The following is a 15,460-nucleotide window of genomic DNA, read 5'->3' on the forward strand; positions in this document are numbered from 1 at the left end:
GATCGGCGTGCACGGCCTGGGCGCCGACGCGGACTTCCTGCGCGAACGCGCGTCGCGGGCCGACGTGGACACCCGTCTCGCGGGGCTGCGCGAAGCGGTCGGCGGCCGAAACGTCATCGTGCGGGTGGACCGTACGGAACTGTCCAAGAACATCGTCCGCGGCCTGCACGCCTACCGCGAACTGCTGCGCACCCGCCCCGAATGGATCGGCAACGCGCCCTGAGATCGACGTGGCGCGCGCTCGCGGAGGCCGCAGGCGTGGTGTACCACGGCGAGTCGAACTCCGACGCCCTCGAACGCATGGTCCGGCCCGCCGACGGGCCCAGCTGGTGGTTGACGACGGCGAGCCCGATCCGGCGGCCCGTAGCGGCCTCGTGGAGATCCTGAGCGAGGTGACGCCGCCGCACGCGCCGGTGCACTACGCCGACGAACTCGCCCGCATCGTCAGGGGCTCGGACCCGGTGGGGTGGACGTCCGCACTGAGCGGCCTGGAGTCGGTCCGGTCCATGGCCGAGGACCCGGTGGATCTCGACTTCCGGCGGCCGGAGGATCGGAGTTGGGTCGTCGCCAGTGACCACGACCTGTGCTCGACGTACGTGGCGGTCTCCACCGATCCCGCCACGCGCCTGGTCGGCAGCGAGCTGATCGAGGCAATCGAGGTCGGCCCGACCATGCGCATCGACAACCGCTCCGACATCCTCGACGCCCGCTTGCACCATGAGGCCGAAGCCCCGGCCGCGACCGGAGTCGGAGCCGGGGCCGGTTCGGGAAACACGGCCGGGAACACGGCGGGGAACACGGCTGGGAACAGGGCCGGGAACAGGGCCGGGAAGGCGGCCGGGAACAGGCCAGAGTCCGGGGCCCAAGGTACCGAGACCGAACCCGAACCCGAGCCCGAACCACCGCCCGGTCCCGTACCCACTGGCCGGCCGGCCACCGGCGGCCCCGTCTTCCTGTCGGCCTGACGCCGCGTCACCAGGATCGCTCCGCTCTCCCCTCCGGCCGACCAACCGCTACGCGCTCGTCACCGCATCTCCCGGAAAACTGCCGAAGTAGCCCGCGATCATGTCCTCGTCGCCGTGCCCCTGCGCCTCGGCCCGCCGGAACCGCTCGCCCGCGGCCTCGGTCAAGTCGACCGCGACCCCCGCGTCGGCGGCCGCCTCGGCGATGAGGCGGGTGTCCTTCTCCGCGTTGCGCACCGTGAAGCTGGGTGTGTAGTCGTCGTCGAGCACGGCCTTCAACTTCGCCTGGAGGTACGGGCTGTCCATCGGACCACCACTGATCACTCGGGCGAACTGCGCCGGATCCACCCCGAGTCCCTTGGCCAGTCCCAGGGCCTCGGCCAGGACGGAGGTCAGCGCGATGCCGAAGCCGACCGTGGTGAGCTTGAGCCTGGTGGCCGCGCCCACGTCGCCCACCCACAGCGTCTTGCCGCCCACCGCGCCGAAAACGGATTCGAGGCGCTCGTCGGCGGGCCCGGCGGCCAGGATCACCAGGGTGCCCGCCTCGGCGGGTTGGCGAGTGCCCTGGACCGGCGCGTCCACCAGCACCAACCCGTGGGTCGCGGCGAACGCGGCGAGCCGGTCGATCCCGGCAACACCGACGGTACTCATCTGCGCCCAGACCTGCCCGGCCCGCAACCCGGAAACGGCGGCGGACATCGCGTCGTGCACAGTGTCGGCGTCCTTCAGCATCGTGATCACGACGTCGGCGCCGGCCACCGCCTCGGCGGGATCCGCCGCCACCACCGCGCCGTCGGCGGCCAACGGCGCGGCCTTCTCGTACGTCCGGTTCCACACCCTGACGTCGTGCCCGGTCCTGAGCAGATTGCGGGCCATGGCCGAGCCCATGATTCCGGTACCCAACAGCGCAACGGTGTTCATAGTCGTTCCTATTCTTGAACGGGAAGTACGGAAAGCATCAGATCGACGACTGCGGCCAGTCGTCGCCGGTCGGCGCCGGCCTTGGCCTGGACGCGCAGACCCTGCATGGTCGTCACCACGAGATCGGTCGTCGCGGTGATGTCGATCTCACGTGGCAACTCGCCGCGGTCGCGGCCCGCGGACAGCACCGCAGCAACCGCCAAGGCGAGCTTGTCGAGCGCCTCGCCGACCACACGACCGGCGACCGGATCGCGCGGCAGGCGTTCGACCGCCGTGTTCGTGATCAGACAGCCGCGCCGTTCCGGGTCGCGAATCGTCGTGTCCACAACGCCGATCAGCAGGTCGTACAGCACCTCGCGGACCGGCGCCGGCCGCCCGAGCCGCTCGGCGTTGGCCGCCCCCGACTGCTCCGCGTAGCGCACGAGCGCGGCTTCGTAGAGTCCGTCCTTGCTGCCGAACGCCGCGTACAACGACCCGCGCCCGACCCCGGTGGCCGCCACCAGATCCTGGATCGACGTCGCCGCGTAGCCCTTGCGCCAGAAGACGGCCATCGCGCCGTCGACCACCGCACCGGTGTCGAATTCTCTCGTCCGAGCCATATGATCGACCCTATCGTAAATATGGAACGATCAGTCAAGATCGACGGCGGGGGGCGGTGCCGGACCCCTCGAAAGCAGGACCGGCACGCTCGTCGCAACCTCGCCGTTTCGCCCCGCCCCGTTCATGGTCGATCGAGCCGGCAGGCCCGAACTGCACCCCCGGACCGCGTTGTTCACAACTCGTCCGCGGCACCACTCCCCCGCCCGGCCGCCCCATGAGGGCGAGATCTCGGCGGCGGTCGGTGGCGGTCGTCGGTGGCGGTCGTCGGTGGCGGGTGCGTGCTCCGTAGCCCGCGCATCCGGCCATCGGCAAGCCGTTGACCCCCATCAACGTCGCGGTCGGACCGTGAACGCCGAGCACAGTGGTCCTTCCTCTTCGCGTCGACGCTGATCACCGATTGCCTTGGGGGTTGGGAAGGTTCATCGGGTCGGCGTTCCGCCCGCCACGAGCGCCGTCACCAGTTGTGGCACGACCACCTCGACGTCCCCCCGCAACACGACGCTCGCGACATCGTCGTACGGCGTGGGTTCCGCGTTGACGATCACCAGCCCGACACCGCACTCGATCGCCGCCGTACACAGATCCGCGGCCGGCCGCACCCGCAGCGAGGTTCCGATCACCAGCAACAGACCCGCCGCCCGTACCGCGTTCGCGGCCCTCCCGTGAACGTCGCGGTTCGGATGTTCGCCGAACAGGACCGCGTCCGGCCGCAACCTCCCCGTCCGGCAGGCCGGGCACGGGGGCTCGCCCACACCCGCCCGGACCGCACGCAAGGCGTCGACCATCGGTGCCGGGCGCCGACATTGCGTGCGGCGGGCCATGGACAGGTTTCCGTGCAGTTCGTGCACCTGGTCGACGGGGCTGCCCGCCGCTTGGTGCAATCCGTCGACGTTCTGCGTGGCGATGCTCGCCCGAAGCCGTGCGAGCGCTCGGTGCGCCGCACCCGGTCGAGCGTCGGCCATCCCGGACGCGGCCAGATCACGCCACAGCCGCGCCCGCACGCTCGGATCGGCCGCGTACCGCTTGCGGTGGGTATCCTGCTCCCGCGCCGGATCGTAGGTCCACACGCCGTGCGGGCCGCGAAAGTCGGGGAGGCCGGAGGCGGTGGAGATGCCCGCCCCGGTGAGCACCGCAAGCCGACTCACCGCGCGTCGCCCGATCTCCTGTATCTGGTTGCCGAGTTCGTCCTCGTCGAGCCCGGGCAAGGTCTCGTTCACGAGCGCCCGCCCTCCTCGGCAAAGCGGTCGATGAAGGCGGCGGGGACATCCGGGAACCGCACGTGCCGGCGGCCCCGGTTGCCTTCACGGACCCGGTCGGTCGGCGCATCGCTCGCGCCGGTGTACTCGATGTCCCCCAAGCTCGCCGCTCGGGTACGCAGTCGGAAGAAGTCCGGGCCCAGGCGCACCACAGGCAACACTCCCCGCTCGGCCCGCCGGTTGCCTCCTTCACCGATGTCATCGAGGTCGACCACCGTACGGATCCGGGCGCCCTCTGCGACACAGAGCCATACCAGGGCGCCGTGCCGGTTCTCGAGGCTGTCGGCCGGGTCGGGCATGTCGAGCGGTGTCCTTCCGAGTTCAGGTGCCGGAGGCAACTTCCGTTGTCGACCGCCGGGTTCCGGCACCGACTGCCTGGTCGCGATATCCGGCTGTCGGATCTCGGCTCGTGCCACCAAAGCATGGACGCGGCACGCCCCGAGTCTGCTTGTCGAGCCGGATCGGCGCATCCGAATTCCCCGTCGGCGATGCGGACGGCCCAGCGGACCTACCCGCACCCTTCCCCCACCTGCACGACAACCCGTCCCGTCCCCACGCCTCGGCGAACCACCGCCCCCAAGGACACCGCAGCGCACGGACCACCCGCAGCCCGAAGGCGTGACGCCCAAGACTCGGCCGAACCAGCGCAAGCACTCATGGCCCAACCGATCCACCCGAGTCCCATGCGGCTCTCCAGAGCCCCCTTAGGCCTGCGACCGCCACGCCTCTGACCTGCACCGATGCCATAGGCGAGCCGCTGAGGGCCGATAGCTGCCACCCGCAGGGATTCACCCCAGGAGGCACCGAACAGCCCGGCACACGCAAATTCCCGCAAACATGCAGGTCACAGCGTTGCAAATACCCTTCCCCCGTCCCAGAGCAGCGTGTACTCGCATCGAGACGACGACAAGGCCCCTTCACCATGGACTGAGACCCACGCTGGAGGGCGGCGACGAGCCCGACTCACCTTCCCCTGAACGCAACGGCTCGACAAGGTACACCGCGTCATCGACTGATCGATCGACCCCGTCATGCCGGGACGAGTCGAGGTCCGCCGATACCACCGAGGGCTCATGTAAGTCCACGATGTGAATAGCGAGCCAACGCCCCGCCCCGCCCCGAACCCCGCGGCCTGCCAGACCTTACAATTCATGACCGACTGCGAAAACCCGCAGACCATCGACCCACCTGCAGTCGACCACACGACGGTAAACGAGTTCGTCCAGCGGTCGATGAAATGGCACGGAGCCCCAGGAACTTCCTTCCTCGGCGAAGGTGCCTTGCTCTGCGAAGTCGACTTGCTCACCGAGATCACCACGACGATCCCGAAGCGGACCCTGCAACACCTCGACGCGACACGGTCCCGGCGGGCCGCCGATCGAGCAACCCCCGCAACTGCGGCCCCCAGCAGGTCCCTGATCACCGACCGAATAGATCGCCATCACGGTTCCGCGCAGGCACAACAGCGACTGCATACCGGCCGTCTCCCTACAACGCGCGGCACGCACGGCACCTGACACCGGGCTCAATGAGCGGACCTTCTCCGCAACGAGTCGTACGGGTCGGGCGCGTCCCCCTGTCGGCCGAAACGGATGGATAGTCGGCGGCGCAACCGATCCGCAACCGGGCCGGACATGCTCTCGCCGCACAAGTGGCAACGGGGGAGCTGCTGGACTCCGCGATGCGCTCGGCCGAACGCGCCCGGGCCGAGTCCTGGACGCACGCCGAGTTCCCGGTCGTCTGCCTGGAAAGCGAGATCGCCACCCGCGAGTACCACGGCGGCGAGGCCCGTATCCGCTCCGCCCGCTTCCCGGTGATCAAGACGATCAAGGAACTCGACACCGGCCAGCTGGTCGGCATGACGCGCAAACAGCTCGCGCACCTGGGAACACTGGACTTCATCGTGGGTAAGGAGAACATCGTCTTCCTGCGGCCGCCCGGCACCGGCAAGACACACCTGGCCGTCGGACTCGCGGTCAGCGCCTGCCAGGCGGGACACCGCGTCGCGTTCGCCACCGCCGCCGAATGGGTCGACCGCCTGGCCGCCGCCCACCACACCGGATGCCTCCAGGCCGAGCTGACCCGGCTCTCCCGCTACCCGCTGATCGTGGTGGACGAGGTCGGCTACATCCCCTTCGAGGCCGAGGCCGCCAACCTGTTCTTTCAACTGGTCTCGAACCGCTACGAGAGAGCGAGCGGATCGTCACGAGCAACAAGTCCGTCGGAAAAACGCACATGTTCCGGCGAATCCGTGCGAAGTGCCGCCGAATATCAACCGGTTCGGCTTGGGAACTCGTCACGTGATCAGTCGTCTGTGAAGGAGAGGCAGACCGCGGTGGACTCGAGCACCACCTGGTCTTGGGTGAAGCAGTCGGCCTGCTTGGTAGCCACCTCCGTTCCGCAGCTCCCGCAGACCACATTGGGTCCGTCGAGGCCGCTGGGTCCCTGGCAGCATGCGCTCAATCGATCCCAACCAGAGTGCAATTCGGTGCCGACGACGTCATCGGGATGAACCACAAAACCGGGGACGTCGATGGTGGTCGCGCTCAGCCGGAAGTTCGGGGCATAGGTGCCGCGCGGCATCCGGGGCGGCCTTGCCCGGATACCGGGAGTCTCTGAGGGTGGGACTGGCGACGGAACTTTGATCTTGGTGACCGGTGTGGTGAGCGGGCATCGGCAGCGGTCACACAAGAAGCGCGGCATGTTGCTGATTCTGCAGGCTCCGGATCAGCCCTGAACAGCAATTCTGAAGTACTGCCGCAGCACGGTCAGTCGGTGTTGACGGGCCTTGGCATGGTCGCCAGGAAGGCCTCGAGGTCGTGGACGTCGGTCAGGGCCCAGTCCTGCATGTTGCGTGTGCTGGTCGGGAAGCGGGCGAGGTCGCGGACGATGGCCAGGGCCGCTTCGATGGTGCTGTCGGTTCGCGGCAGGGTTCCGGCCTTCACGGCGCTCGCGTGCTCGCAGCATGGACTCGGCGAACGCCTGGACCTGCGGTTGCAGCGGGAGCGGGGTGGCGTCGATGCGGCGTCGGCGGCGTCCGGCGGCGAGCCGTTGCGCTAGGTCGGTGGGAAGGGCGAGGCCGCGCTGGGTGAGGAAGCCTGCGAGCGCGCGGGCGAGGGAGCCCATCGAGCGGCCGGTGCGGCAGGCACGGTCCAGCAGTGTCCGGGGGTGGTTGGGGTGTTCGTCCTGCAGGAGCCTGCCCAGCGTGCTGATCATGGTGCAGGCGCGACTCACGCAGTGCCGTTCGGCGAGATGGCCGGCGAAGCCACCCAGCCAGGGCACCGGCTCGGTGAGCCGCGCGGCCAGATTCTCGGCGGCAATGAACGGGCGGTCGGAGTGCTTCTGCCGGCAGGCAGAACACAGCCCAAGTCCCGCATGACGCCGCACCTGACTTCAGTCGGCGCATTGCTGCGGAGGTTGGGTCGGGCTTGGCCTCGACAGGCCGCCTCTGACGCCAGGTTGCAGAAGTTCATTGCTTCCGGCAGCCGCGTGCGATCAGAGCCAAGGTGATACCAGACGAGACTCTCTGACCTGGGGTTTTCACAAGTTCACAGCTCATGCAACGCGACATGTCCGAGAGACTGTCCGGGAAGATGCATGGAGATCTACACGGCAAGATGTCCATAGAAATGTTCTGCGATATATTCATGCACATGTTCATAGTCATGTTCGAGAGGATATTCGTGAAGATGTTTGGCTAACTACATCAGGGCATGTTCGGGTAGCTGCAACAGTAAAACGGCGTCTGTGCGGGCGGGTGTGCGGGCGGGTATCACGGCGGATGGAACGTCGGATGTGCGGATGGACGGCCGGATGTCTCGATCGATGGATGGACGTGCGGATGGTCGGAACAAAGGGCGTGCGTTCGGACGGCTCGGTGTTCGGAACAGCGGTCGGAACACTGGGCGTGCGAATGGTCGGATAGATCTTCGGACGGATCTATCGGTGGCTCTATCAATGGATCAGTGGATGTTCGTAACGAACGAACGATGTGACGAACGGCGGGCGGACAGTTGTTTGGGCGTAGCGATGGGTGTAGGTGTAGAACGACGGGTGTACGGCTGGACGTTGCTGTGGGCGGGTGCATCGATGGACGGGTGGGCAGGTCTGCGACCGTTCGGGCGTTGGGGTGTTTGTATGGCTGGGTGCACGGATGAAACGATCGGTGTTCGGATGGATCGAACGACGGATAGGCGGTCGCACGGACGGATGGGCGGAACGCTGTGCGTCTGTACGGGCGGGCGGATGTAGCTGCGGGCGTGTCAGTGGAACTACGGACGGATAGGCCACTCTGCGGCCGCATGGGTCTGCGGACGTGTGGATCTGCGGTCGGATTGATCTGCGGACGTGCGGATCAACGACTGGGTGCCTGAACGGGCGGTCGGGCGTACGGCTCTACGGTCGGCCGGATCACTCGGTGGGTCAGTCGACGGATGCCGCTATGCATGGACGTGCGGCGCGTTCTTGGAGCGTTCGTGCGGGTCTCCCCACGGAACGAACGACGGGCGGCAGAAACGGACTACGTGCGCCTGGGTGTGCGGATGCCTGTGCCTGCATACGGCCGAAGCGGTGCGCGGCCGCACGGAGCGCCGGGTCTGCGGCGCGCTCGGACGCGCGACGGTTCTATCGCTCGGCGGTCGGCGCGTCGGACATGCGTGGCTGCGGAGCGCTCACACACACGAACACCCAACCTACGGCTCGGCCGGCGACTGGTCGGACGTGCGGTGGGGACAACCGCTCGGCGTGACAACGCACCGACCGCACGAGCGAACAACGGGCGGGCACCTCTATGAGCGCACAGCACGACGCACAACCGGATCGACCGACCCAACAAGCGCTCTGGCAAACGATCACGCATGCCATCTCTCGCTCGAACGACGGGCGGCCCGGGCGACAGCCAGACAGATGGACTTGTAGGCAGCCACTCGACTCTCTCCCACCGACCACGCCACAACGGACGCCCGGACACCTCCACGCCCGGACACCTCCACGCCCGGACACCTCGGTCACACGCGCCGGGGGCGCGTGTTTCCCTCGGTGGGTCGATGGCCGGCTGTATCCGGCGATCGGGGAGGCCCGAATGGGCGGGAGTGTTTCCCCCGTTCGAGGGTTTTTGGCTACCGGAGTCGGGCGGCTGCGGCAACCGTGTGGCCGGCCGGCCGGCCTGCCAGCTCCTCGCTGGACCGTCGCCGAAACGCCTCTCTGGGCGCCACCACGCCGCGCTCCGGACCCGGCGGGCCCATCAGGCGCCCCAGGCTTCGCACAGGCCCCTGGCGCGCCGCTACGGGGCTCTGCCCGCGGGGCTCACGGAGCCTTGGGAACGCGACGGCGATCACCCGCCTCCGAGGCCGGCCTCCCGTCGCCCACCGTCGCCTCGGCCACACAAGGCCCACGACCCGCAGCGCCCTCCCAGCCCTCCACGGAACCAGGCCCGAGCCCGAGCCCGAAGGCCGTGTCGAACCAGCGCCGCCGCATCCCCACCCCACCGGCTCCGCCCCGCAGCCTCCGCATCTCCCGACACACCACGAAGCGCGGCCGGCCGCGGCATGCCCGGTCGTCACGCACCGTGGGCGGCTGATGCGATGTGTCGAACTCAGGCGCTACCAACCAGCACGGTTGGGCGCATTTCTTGCGCTGAAAGGGTCTATTGGGACGGCAGATTCGGCCGACCAAACGGGTTAACCCGGACATACGGGTGGGTTTTCCGAGTGTCACAGTGAATTTTGGGAATCCGCTGCTAACCTGACAGACAAAACTTAGGTCGGACCCCTCAAGGAGACCTTGAAGGTTCTGCCCGCTAGATCCTGGTTTGTTGCGTCTTTCCGCTTCCAACGGAAGAACAGCGCAACCACCCCGGAGGTACGTCGTCTTCCCTGTCAGGTGCAGTGGACGGCTCTGACAGGCCACCGGACAGAGACCCGGCTCCCGCAGGCTTCCGGCCGCTCGATCCGAGAGGACGCACGATGGGTGCAGTTGTGGCAGTGGCCAGCCAGAAGGGGGGCCCCGGGAAGACGACGACGACGGTGAACCTCGCGAGCGCTCTTGCGATCAACGGGTTCCATGCCCTCGTTGTGGACCTGGAGCCGCAGGCACAGGCGGGCGTCGCGTTGGGCGTCGTTCCGCAGCCGCAGCGTTCGGTCGGCTTCGCGCTGTACGCGCAGCTCAACGGCATGACGCCCGACGTCCCCGAGATGATCTTCGATCGCAGTGAGTTGCTGAAGTCGTTCGAGACCACAGGCAGCCTGAGCCTGTTCGGTTCGGTCCAGAGCACCATGGTCGACGCCGAGCGCAAGATCGCCGGGATGGACTTCTCCACCACCGGAATCCTTCGCCGCATTCTCGAACCCATCCGCAACACCCCGACGATCGTGCTCATCGACACCCCGCCGAGCGTCAGCGCCCTGTCCGCCGTGGCTCTGGCCGCCGCCGACTTCGTGGTTGCCGTGTGTGAACCGCTGTACGCGACGGTCCAGGGGGCGGCCGTGATCAAGGGCCTCACTGCGGCCACGTCCGAACGCACACTCGGCGAATGCGAGCCGCGCTTCCTCGGCACGGTGATCAACAAGGCGAACGCGCCGTCCCGCCGCACCAGCGAGGACGATCAGGTCGAACAACGGCTGCAGGACTACGGCCTCGACCCGTTCCAGACGCAGATCCGTCGCGACAGTCGGATCTCGCAGGCGTACGAGATCGGGCGCCCCGTCTGCATAGAGCAACCGAACATCGCCGCGAGCGTTGCCTACACCGAGTTGGCCATCGAACTGTTCGACCGCGTGAAGCAGGCAGCCTGATGACAGACGAGAAGCCCACCCCCAAGCCCAGGAGCAAGGCGCGGAAGGCTCCCGCCGTACAGTCCTCCGTCCTCGCTGCGGCGCTTCAGGACGCCATGAGCGGCAGTTTCCTGAACTCGGGCAGCGACTCGACGGCAGCGCTCCTCGCCCAGATGACCGGCGGCGGCAACCAGGGCAACTCCTCGGCGCCCACGGGTGGTTCGGTCCCGCCGTTCAAGACTGCGGCGTCGATCGTCCCGGCGCCGACGCCCGCTGCGCAACCATCGTCGCAACCAACGCCGGAACCTGTGCCCGAACCACCGCCGGCCACTGCAACGACGCCCCCTCCCGAGCCGACCGCAGCACCGGCACCGGCACCTCAACCGGCACCTCAACCGGCACCTCAACTGGCACCTCAGCCGGCAGCCGAACCCGAGCCCGTACACGCCACCGCCGCCCCACCCGCCGAAGACATCCAGGTCGCCGCCCCGACCCCGGACCCCGGGCCTGCGCCTGCCCCCGTCTTCGTCCTGACACCGCCGCCCGTCATCGAACCGGAACGCCGACGGGTCGCAGCCGCCGCCACACCGGACCCGGTGGCCGAAGACCGACCCGAACCCACCCAGGTCAAGGGCCCCGAGCCCACCCCCGCTGTCGAGCACTCCCCCCGGGCGCTCGAACCGGAACCCGCTCCGGCGCCCCCCGTCCGCACCGCTCCCGCAAAGGCGCCTGCGCCTGCGCGAGCCTCTCGTCGAAGCGCCCCCGCCCCAGCCCCCTCCGCTCCCGCTCCCGCTCCCGCTCCCGCTCCCGCTCCCGCTCCCGTCGCGGCAGCCCCCGCGAGCACCGATCACGACGACGGGGCTCAGACCGCCCACGGATCCCTGCTCGAGAGCTTCCTCGACGCGCGGATAAACTCAAAAGGTTGGGAGACCTGGGGCTTTCGCCTGCTCCCGGACGTCAAGTCCCGCCTGGGCAGGCGTCTCACCGCCGACAAGCGGTCATCGCAGAACCGGCGGCTGGCCCTGGGTCACTACCTGAACGCCGCTCTGCTCGAACTGCCCGACGACAACGAGGAACAGATCGAGATGATCCGCTCGTTCCTGCGGGCCCGCGGCGGTATCACCGACCCGAGCCAGTCGTCCAGCTACCGGGTCAGTCCGGCCGTGTACGAACTGGCCCGTGACTTGGACACCGAACTCACCGCGACCGAGAAACGCGGCCTTGTCGTGTATCTGTTCTCGGCCGCCGTCGAGCTGTTTCTCGACCGGCTGGACGCCGAAGGCGCCCTGGCCCGGCCGGACATCTTCTCGCCCCAGCAGTAGCAGCAGGACCCGGCGTGAGCGACCCGAGGCGGTCGATCGCGGGAGCCGATCCCGGCCCCGCGATCGACCTTGGCCTCGAGGCCCCGCCGTGCGAGCACCACCACAACCACCGGGCGTGACCGAACCGCCCCGCACCCCACATCCCGATCACCGCACGCGGCCGCCGGCGTCCGCATCGCCGACCCGTGTGCCGGCAGGTCTCCGCGAAACGGTACGAATGCCGCCGGCCCGACGAGCTCGCATCCTCTCGGCGCCGACGAGACCGCCGATGAGCCTCCCCGTGTGGCGGCCACCGGACGGGATCATCCGAATCACCCGAAATGCCCGGATCGATACCGGAGTTCGGGCCGTTCCGACCCCGTTCCCCCTGCCTGTCGGCGAGAACCCGTCCGCTCCCGTCGGCACCGGACGCCTCAGAAAGCGCTCTGAAGGCCCCAGGACGGCCGTGCAGCGGCCGAGGGTGCCGACTCCTGCTCCTCGCGGCAATCGGCGCACAGGCGGTCGGCTCGTAGCCCTCGCACGGCACGGTCGCAGCCGTCGCACGTACCCATCGGCTCCGGCGCGGCCGGGATCGGTGTTCCCACGGAGGCGTCCACCGCGACGTACCGGGCCGGCGTCCGTCGGTTCTCCGCGCGCCGATCCGCCCCGAACCGGGCGTCGGCCGAAGCTCGCCGGTCCTCGGTCTGCCGGGCGCAGTTGCGGCACGTGTAGCCGTCCTGGTCGCCCCCGATGCCCGGCCCGGTCGTGGGCAACCACAGGCGCCCGTCCTCGCAGTTGGGGTCCGCGCAGCCGCGCCTGACCAGTCCTCGGCCGCCCAGCCATCCCAGCGGGGCGGCCACCGGGGCCTCCTGCGTCCTCCAGCGGTTCGCCAGGCGGGCGAAAACGCGTTCGGGGTCCCCCACTTCGGCCACGGCCCGTTCGACGAGCCTGGCGGCCACGACGCGTTGTCCGGCGCTCATCGCCGCTACCAGCGGGGTGATTTCGGCGAATGCCCGCACCGCCGTGACCGAGATGGTGGTCCGGTTTCTCGAAGAGCCCGCCCGTCGAGATCCACGGGGTTCCGCCGTAGGCGCGGCAGCCGCCGGGTCGGCGTCGACCATCGCCGATTCCGCGGCCGGAGCGAAGTTGTCCACAGGCTCGGGCCCACTACCTACGCAGGACGCCCTGCGGGCGGAACCCCCCTCGATGTCAGGCGTCCTCCGTAGGTCAGTCGGAGTGTCTTCCTTATCCGTGACGGACGTCCCAACACCCTGCGAACCCGACGTCCATTGACCCTCCGGACCCACGCCGCGATCCTCGAAACAACCTGTCCCACCAGCGATTTCGGCTTCATCGACGGGAGCCGTCGAATCGGGCGCCACCGCTGCGTTCGGCGCCTGGGGGCCGGGGTCGATCTCGGCGAAGTCATCGATTCCGCAGACCGGTTCGATCGCCGCGCACACCTCGCCGGTGGTTTCGACGCCGTTGTCCGTGTCACGCTCCGAGACCGGCTCGAAGGGCCGAAGCGGGATCAGCATGTTGCGGCCCTGCCAGCCTTCGCGGCGGCCGACTTCGACCCACCCCCAGCGCTCCAGGTCGGACACCACGCCGCGGGCCGCACGTACGCTCACGGGCTCGCCGATCCGTCGACCCGACTGGTGGCGCAGTACTTGGGCCAGCTCGGCGTAGGTGAGGTGGTGGCCCCGGGCTCGGGAGTAGCAGATCACGGCGTACGCGCGAGCATGCCGATGCGGCACCGCGCCCAAGAGAGCGACGGGGACCACGACCCATGGTTCGCCCTTGTACAGCGGGCGGAGCCTGCGTACGGCCGAGGTTCCCGTGCCGGAGCGCTTCGTGCGCCGAACGACGGTGAGTTCCTCACCGGCGGTGAGTTGTTTCTGGGCGGCGTACAGGGAGGAGGGCGCCTTCAACGCGACCCGGCCGTCGGGCTGGGGAACGGAGCGCACGGTCAGGCCCAGGTAGCGCGCGATGGTGGTCAGGTCGGCGATGCAGCCCGGTTGCCCCGGCCCGGCGGCGAGGTGGCCGACCTTGGCTGCGAAGACGAACGCGAGGTCGTTGTACGCCTCGCCGGTCACCACGGCCAGCGGAACTTTTACGGATGCGCGGCGAACCGACTCGGGCATCGTGGGGTCGACGCCGCGGGCGCCGCCGACGCGAACTCGCGCAGCACGCAAGGCGGCTCGGACGCGCGCCTGCATCGTGATCGGGGAGGATTCGGGCACACTGGGAGAGGGCAAGGCTTTGGCTGAGGACAGCACTGGGCCTGCCTCGAGGATCGCAGGTATGATCTGCTCCTGAAGCTGGTGAAGAGAAAAGAGGTAGAGGTAACCCGTCCGTTCGGCGCGTGGAAGTACCGGAACGGCTGGGTGTCACTGTTCGGTTGTTGTTTGGCCGGCAGGCTTCCTTTCTCGGACGGCGCCCTTCGGGGCGCTGAGCTGCGAGCGAGTGGACTAGGGCTGGACTCCTAGGCCACTCGCTCTGCTTTTGGCGGCCGGACTTCTTCGGGGGCTGTACAGGCTCCCGGGGAGGTCAGGCGGCACCATGTCGTCGTCCTGCTTGCTCCTGCTCGGCGGCCAGGGCCCGGAGGGCTTGACGGGCCCACGCGCCGAGCGTGAGGTACTGGTAGGGCGTGTTCTCCTCGACGAACCGCAGCGCGAGCGCCGCGTGTTCGCTCGGGCGTACGGCCAGGTCGGCGCCCGAGGGGTGCACGTAGAGGCCGGTCATCGGGTCGACGTCGCTCAGGTCGCCCACCCGCGAGTGTTCGATGGCCAGGTGTTCCCACAGGCGTAGCCGCTGTGGCGTGTTGCGGGCGTAGTTCTCGCCGGGCCAACTGATCCTTCGAAGTGCTTCGAAGGTGAGCAGCGGCAGTACATCGCTGGGCGAGAGCACCGTCGGGTGCAGCACGTTTCGGTCCCGTGCCTCGTAGCCCACCTTGCTGGGCAGACCCGCGATGGCCGCGAGCCTCGCCACCGTCCAACGCTCCCGGGAAGTGGCCATGACCGTCCTTTCGTGTCAACGCCGAAACCCTATCGCGATCCGCCCCCTCTGACTTCCTGTCAGGAGAGTCGGCGTGTCGCGGTCGGTGTCGAATCGATGACGCGAATCCCATAAAAGCCCAGAAAACAAGGCATAGCGGCTGTGTTCGGTCTGCGTGTCGGGTGATCGTGCCGCACATCCATCCCCTGTCACGCATGAATACCCGGGCATCGAGTGCGAGATCTGTCGTGCCGTCCAGCGTTCCGGCCGGCGTTCCGGCCGTCGATCTGTACAGCCACCCGAGACTCCGTGCACCCACCGCTCGCGCCGCACACCCGCCCGCACAACCGCACACACAGCCATGCGGATTGACGAACGGGTTGTTGCACAACTCCCCGCACACACCGACGCACAGCTCGCCACACACTTCGCCGCACAACGTCCTATGCGGCTCGCCGGATATATCTCGGCACAGATCCCCGAACATCTCGCCATGCAAGTCCCAGGTCAGAGAGTGTTTGAGGGGTCTTACAGGCGGGCAAGCAGGCCGTCTCGTGGCACCTTCCCGGCAGTCCCCGAACAGTGCTCGAAGGCCGGGCGCGCGGCAGCAGATCACCCCATCTCACGGCCCCGCATTGCTTGTCGTCGAGACC

Annotated in this window: 12 protein-coding genes; 5 read left to right on the forward strand and 7 right to left on the reverse strand. The window is 68.6% G+C overall.

Annotated features, from left to right (window positions below):
• Both GT354_RS50695 and GT354_RS55480 read left to right on the forward strand, forming a co-directional pair.
• On the forward strand, positions 1-223 hold a 223-nt coding region (locus tag GT354_RS50695), incomplete at its 5' end, for a trehalose-6-phosphate synthase (protein ID WP_237536247.1).
• Positions 224-329: 106 nt separating this feature from the next.
• Positions 330-965, forward strand: coding sequence for a hypothetical protein (locus GT354_RS55480; protein ID WP_237536248.1), 636 nt, complete (start codon positions 330-332; stop codon positions 963-965).
• A 48-nt stretch (positions 966-1,013) separates the two neighbouring features.
• Here GT354_RS55480 and GT354_RS50700 read toward each other — a convergent pair whose 3' ends face one another.
• The 4 genes from GT354_RS50700 to GT354_RS50715 form a co-directional block, all read right to left on the reverse strand.
• The gene (locus GT354_RS50700; protein ID WP_161365054.1) at positions 1,014-1,883 is read right to left on the reverse strand and encodes an NAD(P)-dependent oxidoreductase; all 870 of its coding nucleotides are present in this window, start codon (positions 1,881-1,883) and stop codon (positions 1,014-1,016) included.
• Between the two features lie 8 nt (positions 1,884-1,891).
• Positions 1,892-2,482 (reverse strand): TetR/AcrR family transcriptional regulator, encoded by a 591-nt coding sequence (locus GT354_RS50705; RefSeq protein ID WP_161365056.1) that lies wholly within the window; start codon positions 2,480-2,482, stop codon positions 1,892-1,894.
• A 420-nt stretch (positions 2,483-2,902) separates the two neighbouring features.
• Positions 2,903-3,700 carry a Sir2 family NAD-dependent protein deacetylase gene (locus GT354_RS50710; protein WP_202513201.1) on the reverse strand — a complete coding sequence of 266 codons (798 nt, stop codon included), beginning with the start codon at positions 3,698-3,700 and terminating at the stop codon, positions 2,903-2,905.
• A complete protein-coding gene (locus tag GT354_RS50715; RefSeq protein ID WP_161365058.1) occupies positions 3,697-4,038 on the reverse strand; it encodes a DUF4180 domain-containing protein in 342 nt (113 codons plus the stop codon). The genes GT354_RS50710 and GT354_RS50715 overlap by 4 nt, the downstream gene beginning before the upstream one ends.
• 1,382 nt (positions 4,039-5,420) lie before the next feature.
• Here GT354_RS50715 and GT354_RS56225 point away from each other — a divergent pair.
• Positions 5,421-6,251 (forward strand): ATP-binding protein, encoded by an 831-nt coding sequence (locus GT354_RS56225; RefSeq protein ID WP_272924055.1) that lies wholly within the window; start codon positions 5,421-5,423, stop codon positions 6,249-6,251.
• A gap of 256 nt (positions 6,252-6,507) precedes the next feature.
• Here the strand turns inward: GT354_RS56225 and GT354_RS50730 are convergent, their stop codons facing one another.
• Positions 6,508-6,684 (reverse strand): hypothetical protein, encoded by a 177-nt coding sequence (locus GT354_RS50730; protein WP_161365062.1) that lies wholly within the window; start codon positions 6,682-6,684, stop codon positions 6,508-6,510.
• A 3,018-nt stretch (positions 6,685-9,702) separates the two neighbouring features.
• Here GT354_RS50730 and GT354_RS50735 point away from each other — a divergent pair.
• Positions 9,703-10,530, forward strand: a complete 828-nt coding sequence (locus tag GT354_RS50735) for a ParA family protein (protein ID WP_161354891.1) — start codon at positions 9,703-9,705, stop codon at positions 10,528-10,530.
• Positions 10,530-11,831, forward strand: a complete 1,302-nt coding sequence (locus GT354_RS50740) for a hypothetical protein (RefSeq protein ID WP_161354890.1) — start codon at positions 10,530-10,532, stop codon at positions 11,829-11,831. Before GT354_RS50735 ends, GT354_RS50740 begins: the two co-directional genes overlap by 1 nt.
• 413 nt (positions 11,832-12,244) lie before the next feature.
• On the opposite strand, the gene GT354_RS50745 is transcribed toward GT354_RS50740, so the two are convergent.
• The gene (locus tag GT354_RS50745) at positions 12,245-13,954 is read right to left on the reverse strand and encodes a hypothetical protein (RefSeq protein ID WP_161354889.1); all 1,710 of its coding nucleotides are present in this window, start codon (positions 13,952-13,954) and stop codon (positions 12,245-12,247) included.
• A gap of 406 nt (positions 13,955-14,360) precedes the next feature.
• Positions 14,361-14,828 (reverse strand): hypothetical protein, encoded by a 468-nt coding sequence (locus GT354_RS50750; RefSeq protein WP_161354888.1) that lies wholly within the window; start codon positions 14,826-14,828, stop codon positions 14,361-14,363.
• Positions 14,829-15,460 lie beyond the last annotated feature (632 nt).

It is taken from the genome of Streptomyces sp. SID3343 (assembly GCF_009865215.1).
GTDB lineage: Bacteria > Actinomycetota > Actinomycetes > Streptomycetales > Streptomycetaceae > Embleya.